This is a genomic window from Acinetobacter nosocomialis NIPH 2119 (assembly GCF_000368085.1).
In the GTDB taxonomy this organism is placed as follows: Bacteria; Pseudomonadota; Gammaproteobacteria; order Pseudomonadales; family Moraxellaceae; genus Acinetobacter; species Acinetobacter nosocomialis.
Genome location: NZ_KB849239.1, coordinates 53,880 through 78,781, shown reverse-complemented (window position 1 = coordinate 78,781; position 24,902 = coordinate 53,880). Strand labels below are relative to the sequence as shown.

The following is a 24,902-nucleotide window of genomic DNA, read 5'->3' as shown; positions in this document are numbered from 1 at the left end:
AACATATTTTTATAGTTGAAATTTAGTGTAAATGACTGCATAAATACAATTACAAATTAATTTTAAACAGGAATTTCCTATGGAAGTACACCAGCGCGGCTTGATAACCGGTATTTTAATGGCTGCTTTGGCAATTTCTCCTCTTGCTGAAGCAAAACGTGCAGGTGGTGGTAAAAGCCACGGCATGGCACGCTCTACCACTTCAAGCCAGTCATATCAACAACCTCGTCAAGTGACTCCAGTTCAACAACCTGCTACAGCACCTCAAAGATCTGGTCCGGGTATTGGTTCAATGGTTGCAGCTGGTGTAGCTGGTGCTGCCGTAGGTGCTGTTGCAGCACATGCTTTAGCTGATGACAAACCAACATCAACTGAACAACGTGTAACCCAGCCAGATAACGAGCAACAAGCCGTTCAAGCTCAACAGCAACAAGAGAAGAAAGGTGGTATCCCAGGCTGGTTATGGGTATTACTTGCTGCTGCTGTTGCCTTTTTTGTATTCCGCAAATTGGGCGGGAAAAAAAAATTAGCAGCAAATAATCCTTACGCTCCAAACAGCAACGGTCAAAACACATTTGGCCGTTCAGCTGCACCAACTAACTCAAACGACAATACCAATATTTTTGGTCAGTCTATTGGTGGTGGTACAGCAACTCAAGCACCGTTTGGTGGTGCAACAACAAGTAATGGCAACCAGTTACCAGATGGTAGTGAACCTGCTTCTTTCTTACGTGTTGCCCGTCAGCGTTTTAACCACATTCAGTCAATCAACAGTGCAAGTAACATCGAAGAAATTCGTCGCTACTTAACACCTGAACTTTATAACTCTATGTATAACGACATCATGGAGAATCAAGATCAGGACGTTGCCGAGTTTAGTAACTTAAATGCAATGGTTGTAGACAGTGCGACTGAAAATGGTCAATACATCGTGAGCGTACGCTTCACAGGTACAGTAAGTGAAGATTTAAATAGCTTGCCACAGCCATTTACAGAAATCTGGCACTTTGTAAAACCTGTTGGCTCTCAGCAAGACTGGGTTGTTGCAGGTATTCAACAAGCTTAATTTAAATAAGCTCCAAATAAAAAAGCCACAATATGTGGCTTTTTTATTTGCTCGCCCTCAGGCAATTTCGGCTGGAAATGCGATGACTTTTTCAATTTTAAGTTGTTCGGTTGCAACCATGAGTAATCGGTCTATGCCTAAAGCAATTCCTGAACATTCTGGCATATGAGGCAAAGCTGCTAACAAATACTCATCTAATGGCATAACATGAAGCCGTTGCTTAGCCCGTTCTGCATTGTCTGCTTCAAAGCGTGAACGTAACACGTCTGCATCGAGCAATTCATCGTAAGCATTGGCAAGCTCTAAGCCTTCGATATAAACCTCAAAACGCGCTGCGACCTCTTCCCCATCTTCATCTACTTTCACTTTTGCCAAAGACGCCATTTCTGGTGGAAAGTCAGTTAAAAAGACAGGTGCATCAAAACCTAAACTTGGCTCAACAAAATGAGAAAACAACAAGTCCATATAAGCTAAGCGGTCATCACCTAAATCGAGATTTAACCCCACACGATTTGCAGTATCTTTGAGTTGCTTTAAAGTTGCTTGTAACGGATTAATATCTAAACGGTCCTGAAAGGCATGCTTATAGCTCAAAATAAATGGACGAACTTCGCCAAAACGATGCTGCAAACAGGTTTGCAATAAATCGGCTGTTTCATGCATTAATGCTTTTAAGTCTAAACCCGGACGATACCATTCGAGCATGGTAAATTCACTGTTGTGTTTACGCCCGTGTTCATCGTCACGAAAAACCTTGCATATTTGATAAATCGGCCCGCTCCCACTTGCTAGCAAACGTTTCATAGCAAACTCAGGAGAAGTCTGTAAATACTGAGTCTGTAATTTGCCATTGATATGGCGTAACGCCTGAACCGAAGCCAAATGCACATCGGTAACGCCTGCTTGTGAAACTACAGGTGTTTCAACTTCCATGACCCCACGTTCTGCAAAGAACTGGCGAATTTGGGTATAAAGCTTGGCACGAGCCTTTAAAGCATCAATTGAACACGTAGGTTGATAACTTAAACTCATGCTTGCGGTCCCCCGTGTGCTGCCCATTCACGACGCAGCGGATAATTCTTACGTAATAAATCAAATGCTTTTTGCTCTACTTTGCCGTCTTTAACACAGGCACGAATATTGGCATCATCTTGAGCAATATCATAAATTTGAGATAGTTTTTGCTTTAACACTGCTTTTAAGTCATGTCCTGAAAAATAATCTTCGCATGCAGGCAACTGCGTTTCGAAACGCTTATTAATGTCGTAGCCAAATTTTTGGCAAAACGCTTCATAAATCATTTGTGTACCACGAGCTTTTCCTTCCAAGCTATAACCTGCAATATGCGGTGTCGCCAAAGCCAACATATTTAAAAGCTCATCTGATATCACTGGCTCATGTTCAAATACATCAAGTACAACTTTACGTTTGGTACGTTGAATGTCTTCGATTAAAGCAGCTTCTTTCACAACTGGACCACGAGCGCTATTAATTAAAATCGTATCTGGTTGAAGCGCTGAAAAATTTTCTTCATTGAAAAGATGATATGTCGCATGTTCACCGTTTTTGGTAAGCGGCACATGAATTGAAATAGCATTGGCTTGTTGTAATAGGGCTTTAAAGTTCACATTTTCAATTGAATCTAACTTTACATATGGGTCAAAGCCAATTACGTTCCAGCCAAGCAACCGAGCCATATAAGCTAAACGTTTCCCCACGTTTCCAAGCCCCACAATGCCTAGCGTAAATTTTTCTTGTTGTTCTAAAAGGCTAGCATCTAAATGAAGTAAAGCGGTAATGACATATTCAGCAACTGCCTGTGCATTACAACCTGCGGCATTGGCCCATGTAATATTATGCTTTTCTAGGGCTTGAATATCTAAATGATCAGTCCCGATTGTGGCACTACCTACATATTTTAAAGCAGTGTTTTGAATTAAACTTTCATTTACAGCAGTAACTGAGCGGACCAATAAAGCTTCAGCATCTTTCACATCTGCGTGCGTTAAGGTGCGTCCTGCATGGTGTTGAATATCGCCAAATTCTGAAAAAAAGTAATCGGTAAACGCCAAATTTTCATCTGCGACGATTTTCATGGTCTGCAACCCATAGTTTATAAAAACGTTATTATCCTTTGAGTTGTAGCAAAGCACAATGTTAAGGATATTAAATTCGCACAGGTTTTAAGACTCAGTTCAACTACAAACCACCACCAAAATAAAAGTAAGCCATCACGGCAAGTGTGAGCCAAATTAAAATAATCAGTACAGCAACCAAATAATTTCGTGGCCCTTTCTCATGTTCATCTAACCATTCTTTGGCTTGTTGTTCAGCATCGAAAATGACTTGCTGAGGCGTAAAACGAAGCGCTAGCCAAATGAGTATCGGTAAAATGATAGCATCATCAATAAAGCCTAAAATAGGAATAAAATCTGGAATTAAGTCGATAGGACTAAACGCATAAGCCACAGCCACTACCGCAATAACTTTGGGTAACCACGGCATTTGAGGATGCCTTGAGGCAAACCAAAGCATAATAATTTGTTTTTTTAGACGTTTTGCCCATTCTTTTAGTGATTGTAACCAAGACATTTGGACAGACTCTGAACCTTTTGAGTTTTATAATAATCTATAAAATCTATCCTTAGCTTAAAAGCAACAGAGATGTTAGATGAGCTTCGTTTTAAGCCCATCATATTAAACGATATATTTTAAATTTCCGTATATAAAACAAACCGGTCTCCCCTACAGAAACTTGCCAATGTGAGGCCAGATTGTTTGGCTAACTGAATGGCCATACTGGTCGGTGCTGAAATTGAAGCAAGCAAGCTAATATTCAGCTGGGCACATTTTCGTATTAGTTCATAACTTGCCCGACTAGTCATGACAACAAAACCTAAACTGGTGTCGTAGTTTTCTTGCGCTATATAACCAATTAATTTATCCAAAGCATTATGGCGGCCAACATCTTCAAATAACGCCACGATTTGACCATCAACCACCCACGCTGCGGCATGTGCCCCACCTGTTAAAGCGGTAATTTCTTGCTGGGCTTTTAAATGGGAAATGGCACTCGGAATTTGCTCAAGCCATAGCTTTGATGCATGCGTTGTAATTTTGGGAACATCTAACTGAAACTGCTCCAAACTTTCAATGCCACATAAACCACAACCTGTACGACCAACCATCATGCGTCGATGCTCTTTTAATGCAGCAAATGCTCTCGATGAAATGGTCATTTCAACCGTAATGCCTAATTCATTTTGATTTACATCAAGGACATATAGCTCTTTTAAACTGGTCAAAATGCCTTCTGAGAGACTAAAACCTTTGGCAAATAATTCGACATCGGTCGGTGTTGCCATCATCACCGCATGTGAAATACCGTTATATACCAAAGCAATTGGGTACTCTTGCACAATATGATCTAAAACATTTTCAGATTCGGTTTTGTTAAACCGCTGTACTTGTAATGTTTCAACCCCATAAGCATGTGGTGTCAAAATTATTTCCTTTATTTCAAGAATGGCGCTTGTTTAGAGTGCCATTTGCTTAGATTTCATTTTAAAAAACAGGTTCACTTAGAGGCTGCTGACTTTCTTATTGGCATCTTCAGGGTCAACTGCTGTTGCCAAGTTAAAGTGCTCTGGTACATTCCCTGGATGTAAAATCACAGGAACACTTTTAGAAGCCGGAATCTTGGCATATTTGTCATGACTGCTTAAGGCCACCAAAGGATTGGTTTCCGGATAGTAAGCCGCCAAGCTCCCTCGCGGAATGTTGTAGGGCACAATACGGAAACTGTGCACAATGCGCTTCACACCATCCGAGAAAACACTTTCAATATCGACCCACTGATTTGCTTCAAAGCCTGCTTCATCAATATCGGCTTGGTTCATAAACAACACACGGCGCTGACCAAATACCCCACGGTAACGGTCATCCAGACCATATAAAGTGGTGTTGTATTGGTCATGAGAACGGGTGGTCATTAAGGTATACACCTTACTTTCGGTATATGCAGCAGCGTATTGGTTTTCTTCATCCGCGTAGACTTCTTCAAGTGGCGTAATCAGAAATTGCGCTTTACCACTCTTGGTATTCCAGATGTGCTGATTAGCAGGATGCTCGAGGTGGAAACCGCCCGGTTTATAAACACGTAAATTAAAGTCATGGAACTCATCAAACACATCGGCAATGGAGTCACGAATGCGGTCATAGCTTTCGATGTACCATTTCCATTTAATCTGACTGTCTGGAAGAACAGCTTCAGCCATTCTTGCCACAATATCGGGTTCAGACAATATGTTTTTAGAAATTGGCGTATTACGTCCTGCCGACAAGTGAACATTACTCATGGAGTCTTCAACCGAAATGGCTTGTGGGCCATGAAGCTGCTCGTCTATTTCGGTACGGCCTAAACATGGCAAAATAAGTGCATCTTTACCGCATACCAAATGACTACGATTTAACTTGGTTGCGACATGGACGGTTAAATCACATTTTCTAAGCGCTTCTTGCGTATATGGGGTATCAGGAGTTGCAACTGCAAAATTTCCACCTAAACCAATAAAGACTTTTATCTCGCCTTCAGCCATGGCTTTAATCGTTTCGACCACGCCATATCCATTTTTTCTTGGTGATTTAATACCGAATACACGGTCAATGTTATCGAGTAGTTTAGGGCTAGGTAGCTCATTGATGCCCATGGTGCGGTCGCCTTGCACGTTACTGTGCCCACGAACCGGACACAGCCCTGCACCTGGTCTACCAATTTGACCACGTGCCAACAATAAATTTGCCAGCATATGTACGTTAGCAGTTCCGTGACGGTGCTGGGTAATTCCCATCCCCCAACAGAAAATGGAGCGCTCGGACTCTAAAAAGAGTTTAGCGAGTTTTTCTAAATGTTCAGGCGACAGGCCTGAGTGCTTATAAATATCTGCCCACTCAGTTCTTTCCACCTCAGCAATCATCTCATCAAAACCAACGGTATTCACCGCAATAAAGTTTCGGTCAAAAACGCTTGGTTTACCTGAAGCAAGTGCTTTTTTATCCCATTCATTTAAGTGCTTTAACATTCCTAACATCAGTGCATAGTCGCCACCAATTTTAGGCTGGAAATAATAACGGCTAATTGGCGTACTGCCGTTGGTCATCATTTCAAGCGGTGCTTGCGGGTCTTGGAAACGCTCTAAGCCTCGCTCTTTAATCGGGTTAATCGCAATAATGTTGCCACCGCGTTTAGACACTTCACGCAAAGTACCTAACATACGTGGATGGTTGGTTCCCGGGTTGTGCCCAAAACTAAAAATGGCATCGGCTAAATCAAAATCTTCTAAAGTAACGGTGCCCTTTCCTAAACCAATTGAGTCGAGCAAGCCTACACTTGTGGTTTCATGGCACATATTTGAACAGTCTGGAAAGTTATTTGTACCAAAGCTTCTCACAAACAATTGATATAAAAATGCTGCTTCGTTACTGGCACGGCCAGATGTATAAAATGCCGCTTGGTCTGGGTTGTCTAGCGCATGTAAATGTTGAGCAATGAGCTTAAAGGCATCGTCCCATGAAATAGGAACATATTTATCGGTTGCAGCATCATAACGAACTGGGTCTGTTAAGCGGCCTAAGTCCTCTAGAAAAAAGTCACTTTGTTCTGATAGCCAACTAACCGTATGGCCTGCGAAATATTCGGGAGTAACGGTTTTACTGGTTGCTTCAAAAGCAACTGCTTTGGCACCATTTTCACAGAAGTTAAAGGCATGGGCATCTTTCTTTTCTGGCCATGCACAACCGGGACAGTCAAAACCTGTAGGCTGGTTAATGTTGAGTAAGGTAATTGAACCTTTACCTAAAATATCTTGTCGCTTTAGGTTTCGAGCGACACTAAGGAGTGCGCCCCACCCGCCAGCAGGATGAGTATATGGCTCAATTCGCGCAAAACCGTTATTTTCCTGTATATGCTTTTGTTCTTCTGAATTATCCACTTTTTCATCCTCTTATTTCTTTTACACTCAACAGATCCAATAAAATCACAATTTAAATTATGGTTATATCAAGACAATCTGCTGTTTAGCTTATTTGTAGAGTCTACTTTTTATAGGTTTCCGCTATTTTAAAAGCTGGCTCAACCGTTCTTATAATATGTGCCATATTGTTTACAATTACAATCATTCAAAACAACCATACTATTTATATAAAAATTTATAAAACAATGGCTTAAAAATTTTATAATCCAAATTTTTACAGATAAAAACATTATTGATTTTCATTTTTATCAGATTGAAATATTTAAAAATTGACGCCTACATGTGTTTATCTATGTTTTTTTCGTATTAAGCAGTATAAAACAATGAGAAATTTATCCGTATTAGAACGTTTATGAAGCTTGTGATTGCCCCTGACTCATTTAAAGACAGCTTATCTGCTTTGAAGGTAGCTCAAGCCATTGCCAAAGGATGGCAAGCTGTTTTTCCCGATGCCGAAACTGTTTTGTGCCCGATGGCAGACGGCGGTGAAGGCACCATTGAAGCTGTTTTAGAAGTCTGTGAGGGTCAATGGCGTGAAAAAACGGTGGTTGGGCCATTAGGTCAGCCTGTTCAAGCCAAATGGGGATGGTTAGAAAAGCAAAAAATCGCCATCATTGAAATGGCTCAAGCAAGCGGCATACAGTTAGTCCCACCGTCTGAGCGTGATGCTTGCCACAGTACAACCTTTGGCACAGGGCAGCTCATTTTAGATGCTTTAGATGCAGGTGCAAAAGAGATTATTTTAACTGTGGGCGGCAGCGCCACCAATGATGGCGGTACAGGTTTACTCAGTGCTTTGGGTGCTGTTTTACTCGATACTAACCAAAACGCCTTACCCGCCGGTGGACTTGCTCTAAGCAACCTATCCAAAATTGATTTAACACATTTCGACTCACGCATTCAGCACACACGGTTTTTACTGGCTGCCGATGTGACTAATCCACTTTGTGGCCCAAATGGCGCATCACATATTTTTGGCCCACAAAAAGGGGCTTCTCCGGCTCAAGTACAGTTACTCGATACAGCGCTTGCACATTTTGCCGATGTCTCAGCGAAGCTTTTAGGTTTCGACAAACGAAATGAAGCAGGTTCTGGTGCTGCTGGTGGCTTGGGTTTTGCGGCCAAAAGTTATTTAAATGCAGACTTTAAAGCTGGCGTTAAAGTGGTGGCTGAACTAAACCAACTTGAACATAAAATTGCTAACGCAGATTGGGTAATTACGGGTGAAGGTAAATTTGACCAGCAAACTTTAAGTGGCAAAACTGTTTTTGGGGTGAGCCAAATTGCTAAAGCTCACAACGTACCTGTGATTGTGATTGCTGGGACTTTAGGCGAAGGCTACCAAGCACTTTATGAGCACGGCGTAAGCGCTGCTTTTTCGCTAGCAAACGGCCCGATCACATTAGAACAAGCTTGCGAACATGCAGCAGAACTCATTTATGAAAGAACCGTAGATATTGCGAAATTAATTCAATTTAGCCAAATGAACTGGAAAGATAAAAAAGCTTAATTGGCTAATTTTAAAAGGCTCTCTTTACAGCTTTCTAAGATTTCATCGCTAAGGTTAGATTGGTCTGGACATGCGCGAGATAAGGCAATTGCCCCTACAGACTGGGCAAGAATATTAATGGCTTGCTTTCTTAACTCAGGCGCTTCTAAAGAAACTTGTTTGGCTCGCTCGTTCATAATGAACTGAATAAGTTGCTCAATGCCCTCTTCAAACTCGACTTTTACTTCATCGGGCTGTCTTGCAGCATCACAAGATAACGCTGTTAGTGTGCAGCCCAAATCCCGATTATCTCGATGAGTGCGAGACACATAAAGCTGAATAAATTGAGTTAAGTTTAAACCTTCTATTCTTTTTAAAACCTGCTCAAGTCCATGTTTAACAGTAATTGAGACAAGGTCTGTTTTCGAACTGAAATGTTTATAAAAGCCGCCGTGGGTAAAACCTGCGCTAGACATTAACTCGGCAATGCCGACCCCATCGTAGCCTTTGCTACGAAACAGTTGAGTCGCCTTTTCAACAATTTTATCTCGGTTTTCTTTTACCTGAGTTTTACTGACTTTCATGTTGGCGCACCCAATTTTATTCACCCTACTGGTCATAATTATACATTGATTATGATTGACATCAAAAATTAGTTATTTTAGATTATGATCATCATCTAAAAAATAAAGCGTGGAGACATCACATGTCAGCTCAATCAAAAGTACTTATTACAGGAGCTTCGTCAGGGATTGGTTCTGTTTATGCAGACCGTTTTGCACAACGTGGCCATCACTTAATCTTGGTTGCACGAGACACCAACCGCTTAGACAAAATCTCGAGAGACCTTCAAGAAAAATACGGTGTACAGGTCGAATTTATTCAGGCCGATTTATCAAAGGATCAAGACATTAGCAAAATTGAAGATGTTCTAAAAAACGATGCTGATATTGAAATTTTGGTAAATAACGCAGGTATTACACTTAACGGAAATTTTTTAACTCAAGATATTAAAGAAATTGAAACACTCATGACTTTAAATATGACGGCGGTTGTTCGTTTGTCTCATGCGGTTTCCGAGCAACTCGTACGTAAAGGTAAAGGCTCAATTATTAATTTAGGTTCTGTTGTTGGGTTGTCTCCTGAATTTGGTTCTACCATTTATGGTGCAAGTAAGTCCTTTATACATTTTTTTAGCCAAGGCTTACATTTAGAGTTAAAAGATCATGGCGTACATGTGCAAGCCGTATTGCCTTCTGCAACCAAAACTGAAATTTGGGAACGTTCAGGTATCGATTTAAGCCAAGTTCCGCCATTAATGGACGTCAATGATTTGGTGGATGCTGCTCTAATCGGCTTTGATCGTAAAGAAACAATTACAATTCCTGTGCTGAAAGACGAAAATCAATGGAATAATTTTGAAAAATCACGTATGACATTATTACCAAACTTTTCTTCGGCTGAAGTAGCCCAACGTTATACAAACTAACAAGTACAGCTACCCAATTCTCAAGTAGGAAAATCTTATGAATGTTATTGATGCTCTCCGTAAGCGCCGTGCAATTAAACGCTTCGACCCTTCTTTTCAGTTATCTGAAGATAACAAAAAGCAGTTATTACAAGAAGTTTTAGCAAATGCACCAAGTGCTTTTAACTTGCAGCATTGGCGTCCGGTTGTTGTCGAAGATGCTGAGTTAAGACAAAAAATTCGTGCTATTGCTTGGGACCAACCACAAGTTACAGAAGCATCTTTACTCATTGTATTATGTGCAAAATTAAATACATGGGAAGTTGATGCTAAACGTGTATGGGATGGTGCGACTCCAGAAGTTCAAAATATTATGGCTGGCGCGATTGACCAGTATTACCGTGACCGCCCACAAACCCAACGTGACGAAGTTATGCGTAGTGCAGGGATTTTTGCTCAAACTCTGATGTTACTTGCCCAAGAACATGGTTTAGATAGCTGCCCGATGGATGGTTTTGACTTTGACGCAATGGCGAAGCTCGTTAACTTGCCTGAAGACCATGTGGTTTGTTTAATGATTGCTGTTGGTAAGTCAGCTTCTGAACCTTACCCACGTGTGGGTAAACTTCCTTTCGATGAAGTCATTATTCAAAATACATTCTAAGTCGTTATTCAAATTTTAGGCTTTCATTCTATTTGTTCATTTTATTATAAATAGTTGAAAGCCTTTAATTTGGTATTGATTATAAAGCTGATTTAGACTCATTCATAAACCACATCCTCACCTAAATACCATAACCGCCATCAATATTAATATTTGAACCAGTGATATATCCCGCATGCTCGCTACAGAGCCATAAAACTAAATCTGCAATTTCATTTCTATTACCATAACGTTTAATCGCCATAAGGTCTAAAAGTGAATTTGCCATTTCGCCTTCTGCCGGATTCATATCAGTATCGACAGGTCCCGGTTGAATATTATTTACGGTAATAAATCGTTCACCCAAATCTCGCGCCATACCTTTGGTTAAGCCATTCACCGCAGATTTAGTCATAGCATATAAAGTTAATCCAGCTGTAGGCACACGTTCAGCATTGATACTTCCTATATTAATAATACGCCCATAATCAGGCATATATTTAACAACCTCATGGCAGGCTACAATCACGCTTTTAATATTTACGGCCATGATCTTTTCTATTTCTTCTAATGTCACATCTTGTATTTTGTTCATCACAAAAATACCAACATTATTCACTAAGATATTAATTCGACCGAACTCATCTGCAACTTTATGAATGGCGTGAATAACCTGTTCTGGTGAACCACTATCAGCTTTAATTCCCATCACTTTTAAGCCATTCGCTTTAAGATCATCTACCAAACGGTTAGCTGCCTGATCTGAGTTTGCATAAGTAAAGGCTACTGTTGCTCCGTGTTCAGCCAATTTAGTGACAATAGCCGCACCTATACCACGTGAACCACCTTGTACAAATGCAATTTTACGTTCTAAATCATGTGATGAAGTCGTGTTCATAACTTATTCCTCTCACAAACTATTTAATTTAATTGAATTTAAATAAATTATTTTCATCTTGGTAACAGACCAAAATAGTTAGTTGTATTTCTTTAATGTTCCGATCAAAGCATCATGAAACATTTTAGGATTTTGCATTTGTGGCGAATGCCCCATGCCTTCAAACTCAATTAATTCAGCATTTGGAATCATTTTTACGGTTTCTTTACCCAAAACGCTGTATTGACCAATTTTTTGTTTAACGTCAGGTGGGGCTATATCGCTACCAATTGCAGTCGTATCACCCGTACCGATATAAAGCACGGTAGGTACTTTAAGTTGAGGAAACTCATAATAGACGGGTTGTGTAAAAATCATGTCGTAAATAAGAGCTGAATTCCATGCGACCTTTTCGTGTCCTTTGCCCGCATTTAGTCCAGCCAACATATCAACCCATTTGTCATATTCTGGCTTCCATACGCCTTGATAATAAGTTTTTAATTCATAGGCTTTGATTGACTCAGCACTCACCTTCAGTTCACGCTGATACCATTGATCAATAGTACGGTACGGAACCCCTTTTGCTTTCCAATCTTCTAGTCCAATTGGATTAACCATTGCGAGGAGTTTTATTTGTTGGGGATACATAAGAGCATATCGCGTTGCGAGCATGCCACCTGTTGAATGTCCTAATAAAATCGGTTGTTTAACACCTAGTTTTTCGAGTAAAGCATGAGTGTTTTGTGCAAGCTGTTGGAAACTATATTGATAATGATCGGGTTTACTAGAAGTACAAAAACCGATCTGATCGGGAGCAATCACCCGATAACCATTTTGTGTTAGAAAATTAATGGTTTCTTCCCAAGTTGCAGCACAAAAATTTTTGCCATGAAAAACCACTACTGTTTGTCCATTCGGCTTCTTGGGTTGAACATCCATATATCCCATTTTTAAATCTTGCTGTTGGGATGAGAAATTAAAATACTGGAGCGGGTAAGGATATTTAAATCCTTCTAAATGCTCTCCATAAACATTATTTGCATAACTAACTGATGACGCAGTAAGACAAGCAAAAAATAAAGACAAGAATGGAAGTTTATTTTTCATCTATCATTTCTCCCAACCACTTGGAATAAAGATGTTTTAGGTGAGTTACATCCGAACCTAAGATAGGTTCGGATGTAAAAGTTTTAGTCATTATTTAAATAAAAAGTTCGATAAACTTTTTTCAACACCTTCGGCATTTTCTTCCACCATCCAGTGTCCTGTATCTGGCAAAATAATGGCAGTGTATTGGGCAGGATCAGCGACAAATCTTGCTCGCATCTCTTTCACCAAAACATCATTTACGCCTTTTTGGCCAGTAAGCGCCATAGAAGGTATTGTTAACTTTTTACCATTAGCGAGCAGTGCTTCATTTTGACGAATTGAGTCGGCATGCGAACGGTAATATCCAAAAGCTGCTTTTAATTTATCTCGAGTCGAATACGGCTCAATCAACTCAGCAAGCAGTTCAGGCGTAAAAATTTCTTTTTTACCTGCATACGTTTTAATAAAGTATGAGAAAAATAAATTTGGATCATTCGCAATTTGCTTCTCAGCAATATCACCAAAACTAAAATAACCAAAGTGCCAACCTAGACCCGGACCATCTGCGGTATACCCCGGATATTCGAACATCGCACGATCCGGAATTGGCGAGTCCATAAATACCGCTTTTTTGATATAGCCTTGATTATTGGCAACGAGTGGATAAGAAGCCGTATTACCTAAATCGTGGCTGACATAATAAATCGGCCCCTTCCCAGCAATTTTCTTAATCGCACCAATTAAAATTTTTGAGGTATTTTCTGCTGAATAATCATCGTTAAGTATGGGACCAGATTGGCCTAGACCCGGCAAATCAATCGCAATGACTTTATGATCTTTCATATAAGAAAGCATGACAGGTTCCCACATTTTCCATGTCGAACCAAAACCATGAATAAATACGATCGGCGTGCCTTTAGATCCACCTTCAACATAATGGAGTTTTACGCCTTCAGACTCGATAAACTTACTAGATAGGCCCTTTGCATAAGCATATTGCCCTAGTCCATTAGATTTCACCTTATTAAACATTTGTTGTGAAACGGCTGGTGGCGTATCAATCGACTTTAAGTTTGGGTCATATTCTGCATTTGCTTGATTTAACCCAAACATCCCCATTGCTGCGGATAAAGCCATAAATTTAAAAAACTTTTTCATTTTCTTAACCTTAATTTATCGTGTGAGCTTATTGAGCAGTAGGATAGTCGGTATAACCCGTTGCATCGCCACCATAGAAATATTCAGATTTGGCTTGCGCTAAAGCATGGCCTGACTGTAAACGCTCAACTAAATCTGGGTTGGAAATAAAAGGACGTCCAAATGCCACTGCATCTGCTAAGTCTTTATCAAGAATAGATTCGGCTCTTTCGAGTGAATAATTTCCACAAACAATTAATGTATTTGTGAACAATGAACGAAGTTTTTCTCTGAAACCTACTGGATAAGTATCACCATGTGGAAGCATGTCCCACTCAGCCAAATGGATATAGGCAATATTTCTTCTTTGTAATTGTTCAGCTAAATAAAGAGTAATTTCTTCGGGTTGTTGGTCTGTCATGCCATTAATCGTTCCCCAAGGTGATAAACGCACACCTACTCGGCCGGCACCAATCGCATCAATCAATGCGTCGACAGTTTCCAATAAGAAACGTGCACGATTTTCAACAGATCCACCATAGTTATCAGTACGCTGGTTCGCATCTGTAGATAAGAACTGGTCAAATAAATAACCATTCGCGGCATGAATTTCGACTAAATCAAAACCTGCTTGTACAGCATTGCGAGCAGCTTGAATAAATTCCTGTTTAACGTTTTGAATATCATCAAAATCCATTGCTCTTGGCATTTCGGCAGGCACCATTGCCCCTTCACCTTTTTCATTGGCAATAAATACTGAAGCTTTGGCCTGAATAGCAGATGGTGCAATGGGTTGTTCGTGGTTGCTATGCAGTGAAGAGTGCGACATACGCCCAACATGCCATAACTGAGCAGCAATTTTTCCGCCTTTTTCATGTACAGCTTGAGTCGCTAAAGCCCAACCTTTGATTTGTTCTTCTGAATAAATACCGGGTGTAAAAGAATAACCTTTACCCACATCAGAAACTTGTGTGCCTTCGGTGATAATCAAACCAGCACTTGCACGTTGACCGTAATAAAGTGCATTAAGCTCGGTCGGCACATCATTAGGTTGTGCTGCTCTTGATCTGGTCATCGGTGCCATAACAATACGATTGCTTAGTTCAACATCGCCCACAATCACTGGATTAAATAATTTGTGATTCATATGTTAGCCCTTAAAATATGCATAAGATTATTTATGTAGTGATCACTATATAATCGTGCTAAAATACAGTCAACATGTTTTTGTAGTGATTGATACAAAATGGAGAGCAAAATGAATAAAACCGCAGGTCGTGGCCGCCCTCGTAATTTCGATCGAGATGCTGCATTAGACAAAGCGATGAATCTATTTTGGCGAAATGGTTATGAAGCGACGTCGATTAATGACCTGACAAAAGCAATGGAAATCAACCCGCCAAGTCTTTACGCTTCTTTTGGAAACAAAGAAAAATTGTTTATTGAAGCTGTTGATTATTATGTTAAAAATTTTGGTAATTATCGAATTGAGGCACTCAAAGAGTCTTTAACTGCTCAAGAAGGCATTAAAAATTTGTTAATCAGAACGATTGATCAATTTTATAGTAAGCCTGATAAAACAGGCTGTTTAGTTGTCTCTGCTGCATTATCAGGTTCATCTGAAAGTAAAAATGTACAAGACATCTTGAGTAATGAACGCAGAAAAACCGTTGCTCTTATTAGAGCGAGACTTGAACAAGGTCAAAAAGATGGTGATGTGGCTGAAAGTTTAAACTTAGATGTTTTAGCAGATTATTTTGGCATGATTCTATTTGGTATTACGGTTCAAGCAAAAGATAATGTGCCTATTGAAAATCTATACGACAGTGTAGAAATGGCTTTAAAAACTTTAAACAATTAATTTTAATGATTTTATAGTTGAAATCATTTGGTTTGATTTCAACTTAAATCACTAAGATAAGATTGCTTTAAACAACCAATAAGGTTTGTAGGTTAGTGAAAAAAAACGCTCACCTTGATGGTTTTTATTGTTTCTAACTTTTCATTTCCACACTTTTAGCTAAGCCAAAGCATTTAGAAAGTAATTAAATAACCTCTCTTTTTGATCGATCTGTTCTGAGCTTAAAAGCTGAATAATTGCGCCTTCAATCATATATAGCAATATTTTGGCATCATTAAAGGCTGCATCGTTTTTTAGTAATCTAAGCTGACTATAAATTTCATTGCTAAGCCATGTTCTGTATCTGACCGCAGTTTGGTAAGCGTTTGGATAACTGTTTTTAGTTTCAAAAATGGCCTTAAATAATAAGTAGTACGGCCCTTCTAAGTCGGTATGTAATATATAAAGTTTTTTAAGTTTATCGATTGTGCTTGTGTCATGGTCGTACTCCACTATTGCAACCACTTGGTCTTGGAGCCTTTCTTTTTGCACAATTAAACAAATATCAATGAAGCGTTCTTTAGAGTGAAAATAATTATAAAACGTCATTTTATTCACTTCGGTTTCTTTCACAATTTTGTCGACGCCGACCATATGAAAGCCACCGTAGTGAAATAAGTCGATCCCTTTTTTTACAACCTCAAAAGCACGTGTTGGGAGAATTAAATTTGGCATAGTTTTACCGTTATAAAATAAATTGTTGTTGTATATAAATGAGATATAAAAGCCTTTTATTTTTTAAAGCTGAAAAAAAGGCATAGCAAAGCCATAAAGACTGTGCTTGGCACATCTCAAGTTTTATTGTTGCTGCAAGTTTTTAGTCGTGACGATTTAAAGCCTAATCAGCCTCATGGCGATTAAACTTGTTAAAAACTAAGTTGTGTTGTTATAGCGTTTGGCAATGGTTGCCAAGAAATAATGGATGTGCAAAGCCAACTCCTTTTTATTGGGAGTTCTGCCAGACATTTATAGAATTATGGTGGCAGAACGAGAAAGGGTTCGCAGACTAGTATTATCTCAAACTAGCACACCCGTAGGTGTCCCTCTCCCGTCCTACCGCTACGGGAAAGGAACGAGTGGCTACCACATATGAGTATTCCTCAGAAGGAATGGCTCTGATGCGGGAGATAATATGCAGTCTGCGACGACTGACTGGCAATGTAGGCCAGCAGGCAAAGAATAGTGCCCAACCCTTTTGCAGTCAAGCACACAAAATGACATTTGTTTTAAATTAGATCATTAAAAAGCAAGGATAAATAATGAGTGAGTTATTGTTAAATGGGGGTTTATAAAGGGAGAAAGAAATTGGCTTGGAAGGCTGTTTTTATTTGAGGATGGATTAATATTAATTTTATAAAAACAAAATATTTTTATCTAAATTTTTAAGGATACTCAAGACATATCTACAAATGCTTGTATTCCAAAGATAAGAAGAATAAAAAAAATGGCAATTACCATATTCAATGGTTTTTGTATTTTTTCTAAATTCTCTGTATTTTTTAGCTTATCAACAACAACAGAAAAAATATAACCCATAACTCCTGCATAAATTATTGTTACTATAAAACTAACAATGTAATTTTCTTGCCAACCAAACACACTACATATTGCTGTATATGCAATCTTTGATACCTTAGCAAATATTAGGCTGATTCCAACCGACAAGCTATATATAACAATTTCAGCTACAGTTTTTCTCACGCTATTCTCCTTTAATTTTTTAAACAAATTCTATATATTTCTTAATTATAATTTTATATCCTAATTCAACTCCCTTTTAGTATATAGATCCAATATATGATAATTACTAAATTTTTAAATATAATGAATCTCTATTATTAATACATTCAATTTATCAAAATTTTTAATCAAAAAACTTCTAAACAAATTTAATTTTAAATTAGCAGCATTATTAAAATTAAGTTTTTCTTTAAATAAAATATGATTTATATTTCAGCACCACCAGCATATAATTACTACACTTACAAACCATTAAAATAATCACCAATATATCAACCCAAGTCAGAACAAGATTATTATGACTTATAAATAAAATTATATTAAATTCATCTTTTAAAAAAATAACAGCCTCTTATTATCTTCCACACCCCAGTAATCTGTCGAAACATTATAACTTTCATTTTTTACCTCAGAATACAAATCATTTAGGGTTTTTTCAGGATAAACATCAAAATTCTTTTTCCAGCTATCAGAATAATACATTGAAATAATTTTAATAAAAAAAATTGATGGATTTAGTATTCGTTGCACTGGCCATCTATTTTCAGAGTGAAAGCCAATATGAAAATGAGAAGCAGGGTGAAATTTTTCTTCATATTGGCTTGGAGTATAATCATATCTAATTAAAGGTATATCTAAAACAAATTCAGCCTCATTAATTAATTGCTCATATTCTTCAGAAGACAATTCGCCAGTTTCAAATAAGTCCTGAATAGATTTTACTTCTTTTTTAAACTCAACAAATTGATAAGGATTGGGATAATATGCATATCTTAACTCCTGCTCATTTCTCCTATTCCTTGATTCTGAGAATTGAAAACAAGCTTGATCCTTTAACATTAAATTATATTGATTATATGTAGAAATATAATCGTATACCTCCCGATAATAAGGAGAAGTTTTACATAATTTCTTTAACTCTGCTGAAACACTTAATGATTCTCTGGTACCATGATGTAAATCAAGATCAAGTTTTTGTGCAATTGTTGCAACTTTTCGAATATGGTGACTTAAATCAATATCAGTCACAATCATACCCTCCCATCATTCTTTGCATTTCTTCTTCCATTTCATCGACTGAAAAGCCGAATTCTTGTAACTTTTGTATTTCTTCTCTGAAGCGTAATTTTAGTTGTTCCTTTTGACCTAAATCACGCTGAATATGATCTAAATTCTGTTTATTTGGAACAATAAATTCGATATTTGGTGATTTATTTAAACTAATTTCTATTTCTTCAAAAAAATGCTGAGCCCCCGTGCCTATTCCTGAGACTCTAAGCCATGCCTTAGTTCTAGTAAAAGCTGTAAATATTTTATTTCTGGTCTGTCTATATTTTTTTGAAGGGTAAAGCGAATCTATACCTAATACGAACACACAAGCAGCCTCATTTCCTTTGGCTCTATGCACAGTAGTAAGAGTTATCATATTCTCTAGAATAAAAGGAGGGTTTTCCATTCGTGATGAAATTATATTATTACTTAAGATCCCATTTTCACTTAATTTAAATGATAAATTTTTAAAATATAATTTTGCATATCTATCATCTAATGAAATAATCATTATATCTTCAGGCTTCAGACCTTGACTTAAAAAATCTTTAATTTCTCTAACGATATAATCAGTCTCATTGTCTAAATCAGCTGCTAAAAATGTCTTTATAATTTCATTTTTATCTTGATACTTTGAAATTGATAACGGACTATTTTCAGGTTTTCTTCTTAAAGTAACTTTCTGACCTTCTATATATTGTCCTTGTACCAACTCATATCCCACATCTTGCCAGTGTTCTATATTTTCTAAAATTTGTACAGGCTCATCATACAGCCCAAAACCAAGAGTATGTGCAGTAACTAATACATCTAATGGATTTCTATAACACTTATAGAGTACTAAATCATTAGATTGCCCCCACGACAGATTTCTAGAAAATAATCTTAAATCAATTAATGGTTTTCCATTACTATCTTTTCCAAATAAATCCATAGGCGTTCTTGTATATATATTAAAAATAGTTTGTAGGTCATCGTAGGCCCATACGATATTTTTTTCACTACCAGAATCTCCGTGTGCCAATAAATAACAGAGCTTAAAGAACTCATCTGGAAGGTCTTGAGCTTCATCAATTAGAATATAATCGTATTTTTTATTAATATTTTTATCGATTAACTGCGAACACACATAAAGAAATGGATCTTTACTATTAAATTTTTTAGCATTATCTAAATGTATAGGATTAAATCCATTTTCTATAGCTGCATTAAAATAAACACCTTCTACTCTATATCCACCCCATGCATGTAGAACATCAATATTATCCCAATTTGGTTCACTACTTGCAAAATGTCTATAAAATTTATTAATAACATTAATAACTAAAGTATATAAACTTTTCGTGTAAAATGTGAACAATATTTTTTTATCAGGATATTGTAAATGAATATAAGCCAATTTCATTGCTAAAATAATTGTTTTTCCCGAACCAGCTAAGCCTCTTATACGTTGTGGGCCATTAATTAAATTAATTGCAGCCTTTCTTTGTTCAGCATCAAAATTAATAATTTCATCTTCGAGTTTTATTAATATATTTAATTTATTCTTATCATCTTCATTGATAGACCTTCTTTGAGTAGGTTTTGATAAGGCTTTTGCACCCTCTATTACTGAGCGAATTTCATCTACTTGTTCTTCAGTAAGGTCTTCATTTTTTTCAGATAAAAAATCGGTTATGCCTTGTAGTGATGCTATTAAGTCTTCATCTTCAATTTTACTAGATGGTGAGAATAGTTTAGTTTCAACTTCGAATATAAGTTTTTTTCTTTTTCTTAAAATAGAACTCTTAATAAGTAAACTATTTACATGACTGTAAGCCTCATTTAATGACTCAAAATTCTGGTCAATATAGTTTTCACTCGATGTAGCTAGAAGCACTACGCCTACTTTTTTAGAAATTAGCAGGAAATTAGTTTTTACAGTATTTTCTTCATATCCTTTAAAAACAGGATATCCATAATAGAGTATCCCATCTTGAATTCCTATTTCTTTATCATATGCATTTAAATGGTCAATTAATTGATCATCAAGTCCATGCGGCTCTAGCTCTGTAGCAATAATAGTTTCAATAGTCACAGAATTTCCAGATTTATTTAAATAATGCCTTATATTAACGTATTTATTTTAAGAATAAAATTAAGTTATTAGCATCTTTTTATCTAGTACAGCAATAAGAACTAGTTAGTAAATCTAATCAATTACCATTTTTATGCTTTACCTATCATAATAAGTTAAAAACTAAAAGTTTTATAAGCTTTGTTATGTGATTTATTCCTTATATAAACTGTATTTCGAGAAAATTTCTTTCCAAGGTATTACATAATCTACATTTTTGAATGACTCAATGCTAAAAAAAGCCCCTGTTCTACAGAGGCTTTTTTTCAATTCAACACTGAATTATTTATGAACCCAAGGCACGGCTGGTGAACCAATCCAAGCAGATTTAGCTGGAATATTTTCACCTTTCATGACCAGTGTTAATGGACCTAACACAGCATGGTTGCTTACGTTGGCGTTATACAAAATAATACTGCGTGTATTTACCACAACATCGTTACCAATATTCACTTGCCCGATTTTCATAATACGGTCTTCAAACAAGTGAGTTTGTGGGCCCGAGAAGCTATTAAACTCAGCACGGTCACCGATGCTTACACAGTCAAACTCTGTAATATCAGCCGTATCCATATAGACATCTTTACCAATGCGAACACCTAAAATACGCAAGAAGAATGGCAGCATTGGCGTTCCTCTCAAGTAGTTTAAGAAGTTAGGAATCGCAACTGACTCATATAAGCTCGTGATCCCTTCACTTAACCATACAAACATGGTCCACATTGGAGCTGAACGTGGTTGATAACGACCAATCAAAATCCACTTCAACAATGCAACAATAACGAAGCAGCCGACACCATAGAGCAAACCAGCAAGCGTTAAAGCCAACAAACCAGTTGGAATGTTGTATTTGTTAATAACATCAATAATCTCAAGCACAATCATATAACCCACACCAATCGCAAGAGCGGCAGGTAATACAACACGAAGGCCTTCAATAAAACCACGCATTAAACGGCGCTTGATACTTGGCAAGAATGTTAAATGATCTGGATATTTCTCAGCAGCTTCACGTGCAGGTAACAACAATGGTGGAGAACCAAACCAAGTTTGACCATCATACATTTCACGGTTATCTGGTGATTTAGATTGCACGCCAATTAAGACGTTGTCTGGTAACACGGTACCATCAGCAATATAAGCACTGTTTCCGACAAAACTACGGTTACCAATTTTGGTCGATTTTAATGTCATCCAACCGCCTTTGATTTCTTCATCACCTAGCATTACAGCATCGGCAATAAAGCTTTCTTCACCCAAAGTCAGCATTTCTGGAATAACACCGTTTGCAGTAGAAATTTCGGTATTTTTACCTACTTTTGCACCGAGCATACGGAACCATGTTGGCGCATAAATGGTCGCAAACAAGCCATGTAAAGTTTGTAAGCTTGTTTCCAAGATTTGAGACGCAAACCATTTACGATAATACGTGCCGCCATGTACTGCATAGGTTCCAGTTTCAAGACGAGGCAATGCAATTTTACGAATGACTGAAGAAATAACAGCAGTAATCATCATCATCATTGCACTAGCTGGAATCGCTAAAATGAAATAGTAAAGTGCGATTTGCAAATGGTCATTGGTACTAATATTAAAGACGTTTGCATCTAACCAGTCGACCAAAAGGAAGCTTGGGAAAATTGGAATAAAGAACAGACAGGCAATAATTAATGCGCTAATTCCATAATATGCATATTCAGCAATTTTACGAATAAACGATAATTTTGGACGCTCTGGCAATTTAGCGTGTTCGTCCACATGCCCAATTTTCTTCGCAGGTGTACCATCCCAAATTTCTCCGGCTGGTACCACTGTGTCATATTCAATTGAGGTTAAGGCATTTACATGAGCTTGTTTTTCTAACACTGTATTTTCTTCTAATACAGCATAAGAACCCACATAACTATCTTCTTTTAAGTGAATTGAGCCTAATACCAAGTGACCATGTTCGACTTTGGCATTTTCCAAGTTTACTTGAGAACCAATGCTCACCCCATCTTCAACAGTAAGTAAAGATGGCATACGAATATGTACTGAACTAATCGTTACGTCATGGCCGATTTTCGCACCAAGCGCTTTCAAATATAAGTTAAGTAAAGTTGAGCCTGACAAAAGATAGACTGGTGAAATATTGCTAATACGGTCTGCTAACCACCAACGGAAATAAGTTAATCCCCATAATGGATATTGCCCTGCACCAACGCCTGTCATTAATAATCGTTTTACCGTAATTGAAACCACAAAACTGGCAATAATTACGCTGATATAAACCAATAAAGACATCGCGATTGCATTTGGAATACTATCTCGTGTTCCACCGGTAAAATAATGATAGGTAAAGAATGGCGCTAACCACTGCAAAATGTTAATCGAAATTAAAACTGGAATAGTAACGAACTGTGCAATACCACATAACCATTTATAAGTTTGGTTACGAGGGTTATCTTGTCCAATCTGGCTATCAAATACAGTAGGCGTTGGTTGCTCTAGCATGAGTGCAGCAATTGCCCCAACCCTTCTCGCTTGATATAAGTTTTGAATAGTTAAGTGGCTATATTCCGGATGTTCACGTAGGTTCGAAATTAAAACCGCCGCTAGCAGTGAATGCCCACCTAGGTCATCAAAGAAATCTGAGTCGAGTTTAATCGGCATGTTGGGGAACAAGCGATTTAAAATACTAAATAAAACTTCTTCGGCTGGGTTCTGTGGTTGGTCAGATTCACTACGATCAATCACACTGGTGAGTGGTCGTGCTTTTAAAGCCTTACGGTCAATTTTTCCTGACAATAAACGCGGAACTTCTTCAATAATCTCAAAACGGTTGGGCACCATATAAGGTGGTAATCGTTGGCTGAGATTATGGCGAATCTCTTTAATTTCGATTGCTTTCTTTGCATCAATTTCTGGTGCAATAAACGCAATGAGCTGGTCAATACCGTCTTCAGGACGAAGAATAACTGCCGCAGTACCAATACCTTCAATATCGCAAAGCGCAGCTTCGATCTCACCGAGTTCAACACGGAAACCACGAATTTTTACCTGATCGTCGGCACGTCCCAAGCAATGTACTTGTCCAAATTCATCAATTTTAGCCAAGTCACCAGTACGATAGAGCGATTGTTCATCTGGACCTTCTGCCCAAGGGTTTTGAATAAACTTATCAGCCGTTAAATCAGGTCTGCCTAAATATCCTTCTGCCACACTTGGTCCGAAAATACAGAGCTCACCTGTTTCACCTTGGGGTAGTAATTCTCTTTCAGCGTTTATGACCAACATGCCATAGTTTGGTAAAGGCTTACCAATGGTAACAAGTTTGCCACGCTCCAATGCCTCAAGACTTGCCGTAACCGTAGTCTCAGTTGGACCATACGTATTAAACATTTTGTGATGAGGCAGTGCCCAACGGTCAACTAGTGAATCCGGGCACATTTCCCCACCTAAGTTAATAATTCTTAAGTTAGGTACATCTTCTGGGAATAAAGCAAGTAATGTCGGTACAGCATGTAATACGGTAATGTTTTCTTGCTTTAATGTTTGACATAAACGTTCAGGGTCACTCACAAGTGACTTAGGTGCAATCCACAATGTTGCACCAACCAAGTAAGAAAGCCAGATCTCTTCAAACGACATGTCAAAAGCAACAGAAAAGCCTTGATAGACTTTATCTTGCTCTTCAATACCCAAAACATTATTTTCACTACGTAAAAAGTGGCAAATATTTCTTTGGGTAATTACGATCCCTTTCGGCTTACCTGTTGAACCAGATGTATAAATAATATACGCAGGTTGTTCTGGGGTCGTTTTAGCTAAAGGAATATTTTCACTGAGCGGCTTTTGCAATTCAGTATTGGTCCACTTTGTTTGTGGTACTTCATCTAAATGTGCATACCATTCATCTGTAGTAATCATTCCTACAGCTTCGGCATCTTCAAGACAAACTGCTATACGGTCAGCCGGCGTATCCATATCAAATGGAAGCCATGCTGCACCACTTAAACAAATTGCCAACTGAGCTTTTAAAAGCTCAATACCACGAGGCAACCATAACCCAACAATATGACCTGGTTTTACCCCTCTTATCGTCAAATGCTGAGCCATGATTAAAGCTTGCTGATATAACTCACCATAACTCAACGTTTTATCTGCTTCAATTAAAGCCGTCTTATCAGGAAGAGTTTGTGCAGTATGGACAAAAATATCGGCCAAGACTTCATGCTGCAAAAATTCCGGATGATACTTTCCACGAATAATATTATTCGTGTTTGTTACAAACTGGTTCATTTTTATACTCTCTT

20 protein-coding genes are annotated in these 24,902 nt (G+C 38.0%); 5 read left to right on the top strand and 15 right to left on the bottom strand.

Annotated features, from left to right (window positions below):
* Positions 1 to 79 precede the first annotated feature (79 nt).
* Entirely contained in the window at positions 80 to 1,066 is a 987-nt protein-coding gene (locus F984_RS04510; RefSeq protein WP_004707420.1) for a Tim44 domain-containing protein, read from the top strand.
* Positions 1,067 to 1,123: 57 nt separating this feature from the next.
* Here F984_RS04510 and epmA read toward each other — a convergent pair whose 3' ends face one another.
* The 5 genes from epmA to F984_RS04485 all read right to left on the bottom strand — a co-directional run bounded on the left by epmA (position 1,124) and on the right by F984_RS04485 (position 7,056).
* On the bottom strand, positions 1,124 to 2,098 hold the full coding sequence (gene epmA / locus F984_RS04505) for an EF-P lysine aminoacylase EpmA (RefSeq protein WP_004707419.1): 975 nt from the start codon (positions 2,096 to 2,098) through the stop codon (positions 1,124 to 1,126).
* Positions 2,095 to 3,162, bottom strand: a complete 1,068-nt coding sequence (locus tag F984_RS04500) for a 4-phosphoerythronate dehydrogenase (RefSeq protein ID WP_004707417.1) — start codon at positions 3,160 to 3,162, stop codon at positions 2,095 to 2,097. The genes epmA and F984_RS04500 overlap by 4 nt, the downstream gene beginning before the upstream one ends.
* 103 nt (positions 3,163 to 3,265) lie before the next feature.
* A complete protein-coding gene (locus F984_RS04495; RefSeq protein WP_004707416.1) occupies positions 3,266 to 3,658 on the bottom strand; it encodes a YkvA family protein in 393 nt (130 codons plus the stop codon).
* 119 nt (positions 3,659 to 3,777) lie between these two features.
* Positions 3,778 to 4,569: a formate dehydrogenase accessory sulfurtransferase FdhD gene (gene fdhD, locus F984_RS04490; RefSeq protein WP_004707413.1), complete on the bottom strand. Its 792-nt coding sequence runs from the start codon at positions 4,567 to 4,569 to the stop codon at positions 3,778 to 3,780.
* A gap of 78 nt (positions 4,570 to 4,647) precedes the next feature.
* Positions 4,648 to 7,056 (bottom strand): FdhF/YdeP family oxidoreductase, encoded by a 2,409-nt coding sequence (locus F984_RS04485; protein ID WP_004707412.1) that lies wholly within the window; start codon positions 7,054 to 7,056, stop codon positions 4,648 to 4,650.
* A gap of 394 nt (positions 7,057 to 7,450) precedes the next feature.
* Between F984_RS04485 and F984_RS04480 the strand changes: the two genes are divergently transcribed.
* Positions 7,451 to 8,608, top strand: a complete 1,158-nt coding sequence (locus F984_RS04480; RefSeq protein WP_004707406.1) for a glycerate kinase — start codon at positions 7,451 to 7,453, stop codon at positions 8,606 to 8,608.
* Here F984_RS04480 and F984_RS04475 read toward each other — a convergent pair.
* Positions 8,605 to 9,171: a TetR/AcrR family transcriptional regulator gene (locus tag F984_RS04475; RefSeq protein ID WP_004707404.1), complete on the bottom strand. Its 567-nt coding sequence runs from the start codon at positions 9,169 to 9,171 to the stop codon at positions 8,605 to 8,607. The genes F984_RS04480 and F984_RS04475 overlap by 4 nt on opposite strands.
* Before the next feature lie 122 nt (positions 9,172 to 9,293).
* Here F984_RS04475 and F984_RS04470 point away from each other — a divergent pair, with 122 nt between their 5' ends.
* Together F984_RS04470 and F984_RS04465 are read left to right on the top strand one after the other, a co-directional pair.
* Positions 9,294 to 10,076 carry an SDR family NAD(P)-dependent oxidoreductase gene (locus F984_RS04470; protein WP_004707402.1) on the top strand — a complete coding sequence of 261 codons (783 nt, stop codon included), beginning with the start codon at positions 9,294 to 9,296 and terminating at the stop codon, positions 10,074 to 10,076.
* Positions 10,077 to 10,113: 37 nt separating this feature from the next.
* Positions 10,114 to 10,719 carry a nitroreductase family protein gene (locus tag F984_RS04465; RefSeq protein WP_002048541.1) on the top strand — a complete coding sequence of 202 codons (606 nt, stop codon included), beginning with the start codon at positions 10,114 to 10,116 and terminating at the stop codon, positions 10,717 to 10,719.
* Positions 10,720 to 10,840: 121 nt separating this feature from the next.
* Here F984_RS04465 and F984_RS04460 read toward each other — a convergent pair whose 3' ends face one another.
* From F984_RS04460 to F984_RS04445, 4 genes are all read right to left on the bottom strand, one after another.
* Positions 10,841 to 11,596, bottom strand: coding sequence for an SDR family NAD(P)-dependent oxidoreductase (locus F984_RS04460; RefSeq protein WP_004707400.1), 756 nt, complete (start codon positions 11,594 to 11,596; stop codon positions 10,841 to 10,843).
* Positions 11,597 to 11,674: 78 nt separating this feature from the next.
* Positions 11,675 to 12,682 (bottom strand): alpha/beta fold hydrolase, encoded by a 1,008-nt coding sequence (locus tag F984_RS04455; protein WP_004707398.1) that lies wholly within the window; start codon positions 12,680 to 12,682, stop codon positions 11,675 to 11,677.
* A gap of 90 nt (positions 12,683 to 12,772) precedes the next feature.
* Positions 12,773 to 13,822, bottom strand: a complete 1,050-nt coding sequence (locus tag F984_RS04450; RefSeq protein WP_004707397.1) for an alpha/beta fold hydrolase — start codon at positions 13,820 to 13,822, stop codon at positions 12,773 to 12,775.
* 28 nt (positions 13,823 to 13,850) lie between these two features.
* Complete coding sequence (locus F984_RS04445) at positions 13,851 to 14,948, bottom strand: alkene reductase (protein ID WP_004707395.1); 1,098 nt, start codon at positions 14,946 to 14,948, stop codon at positions 13,851 to 13,853.
* A 111-nt stretch (positions 14,949 to 15,059) separates the two neighbouring features.
* On the opposite strand from F984_RS04445, the gene F984_RS04440 reads away from it, so the two are divergent.
* Positions 15,060 to 15,662 (top strand): TetR/AcrR family transcriptional regulator, encoded by a 603-nt coding sequence (locus tag F984_RS04440; RefSeq protein WP_004707394.1) that lies wholly within the window; start codon positions 15,060 to 15,062, stop codon positions 15,660 to 15,662.
* 159 nt (positions 15,663 to 15,821) lie between these two features.
* On the opposite strand, the gene F984_RS04435 is transcribed toward F984_RS04440, so the two are convergent.
* The 5 genes from F984_RS04435 to posA all read right to left on the bottom strand — a co-directional run bounded on the left by F984_RS04435 (position 15,822) and on the right by posA (position 24,888).
* A complete protein-coding gene (locus F984_RS04435; protein WP_004707392.1) occupies positions 15,822 to 16,376 on the bottom strand; it encodes a TetR/AcrR family transcriptional regulator in 555 nt (184 codons plus the stop codon).
* A gap of 717 nt (positions 16,377 to 17,093) precedes the next feature.
* On the bottom strand, positions 17,094 to 17,402 hold the full coding sequence (locus tag F984_RS04430) for a hypothetical protein (protein WP_004707391.1): 309 nt from the start codon (positions 17,400 to 17,402) through the stop codon (positions 17,094 to 17,096).
* 372 nt (positions 17,403 to 17,774) lie between these two features.
* Positions 17,775 to 18,476, bottom strand: coding sequence for a DUF2290 domain-containing protein (locus tag F984_RS04425; RefSeq protein ID WP_409360439.1), 702 nt, complete (start codon positions 18,474 to 18,476; stop codon positions 17,775 to 17,777).
* Positions 18,463 to 20,568: a DEAD/DEAH box helicase gene (locus F984_RS04420; protein WP_004707384.1), complete on the bottom strand. Its 2,106-nt coding sequence runs from the start codon at positions 20,566 to 20,568 to the stop codon at positions 18,463 to 18,465. The genes F984_RS04425 and F984_RS04420 overlap by 14 nt, the downstream gene beginning before the upstream one ends.
* 321 nt (positions 20,569 to 20,889) lie before the next feature.
* Complete coding sequence (gene posA, locus F984_RS04415) at positions 20,890 to 24,888, bottom strand: delta-poly-L-ornithine synthetase PosA (protein WP_004707382.1); 3,999 nt, start codon at positions 24,886 to 24,888, stop codon at positions 20,890 to 20,892.
* Positions 24,889 to 24,902 lie beyond the last annotated feature (14 nt).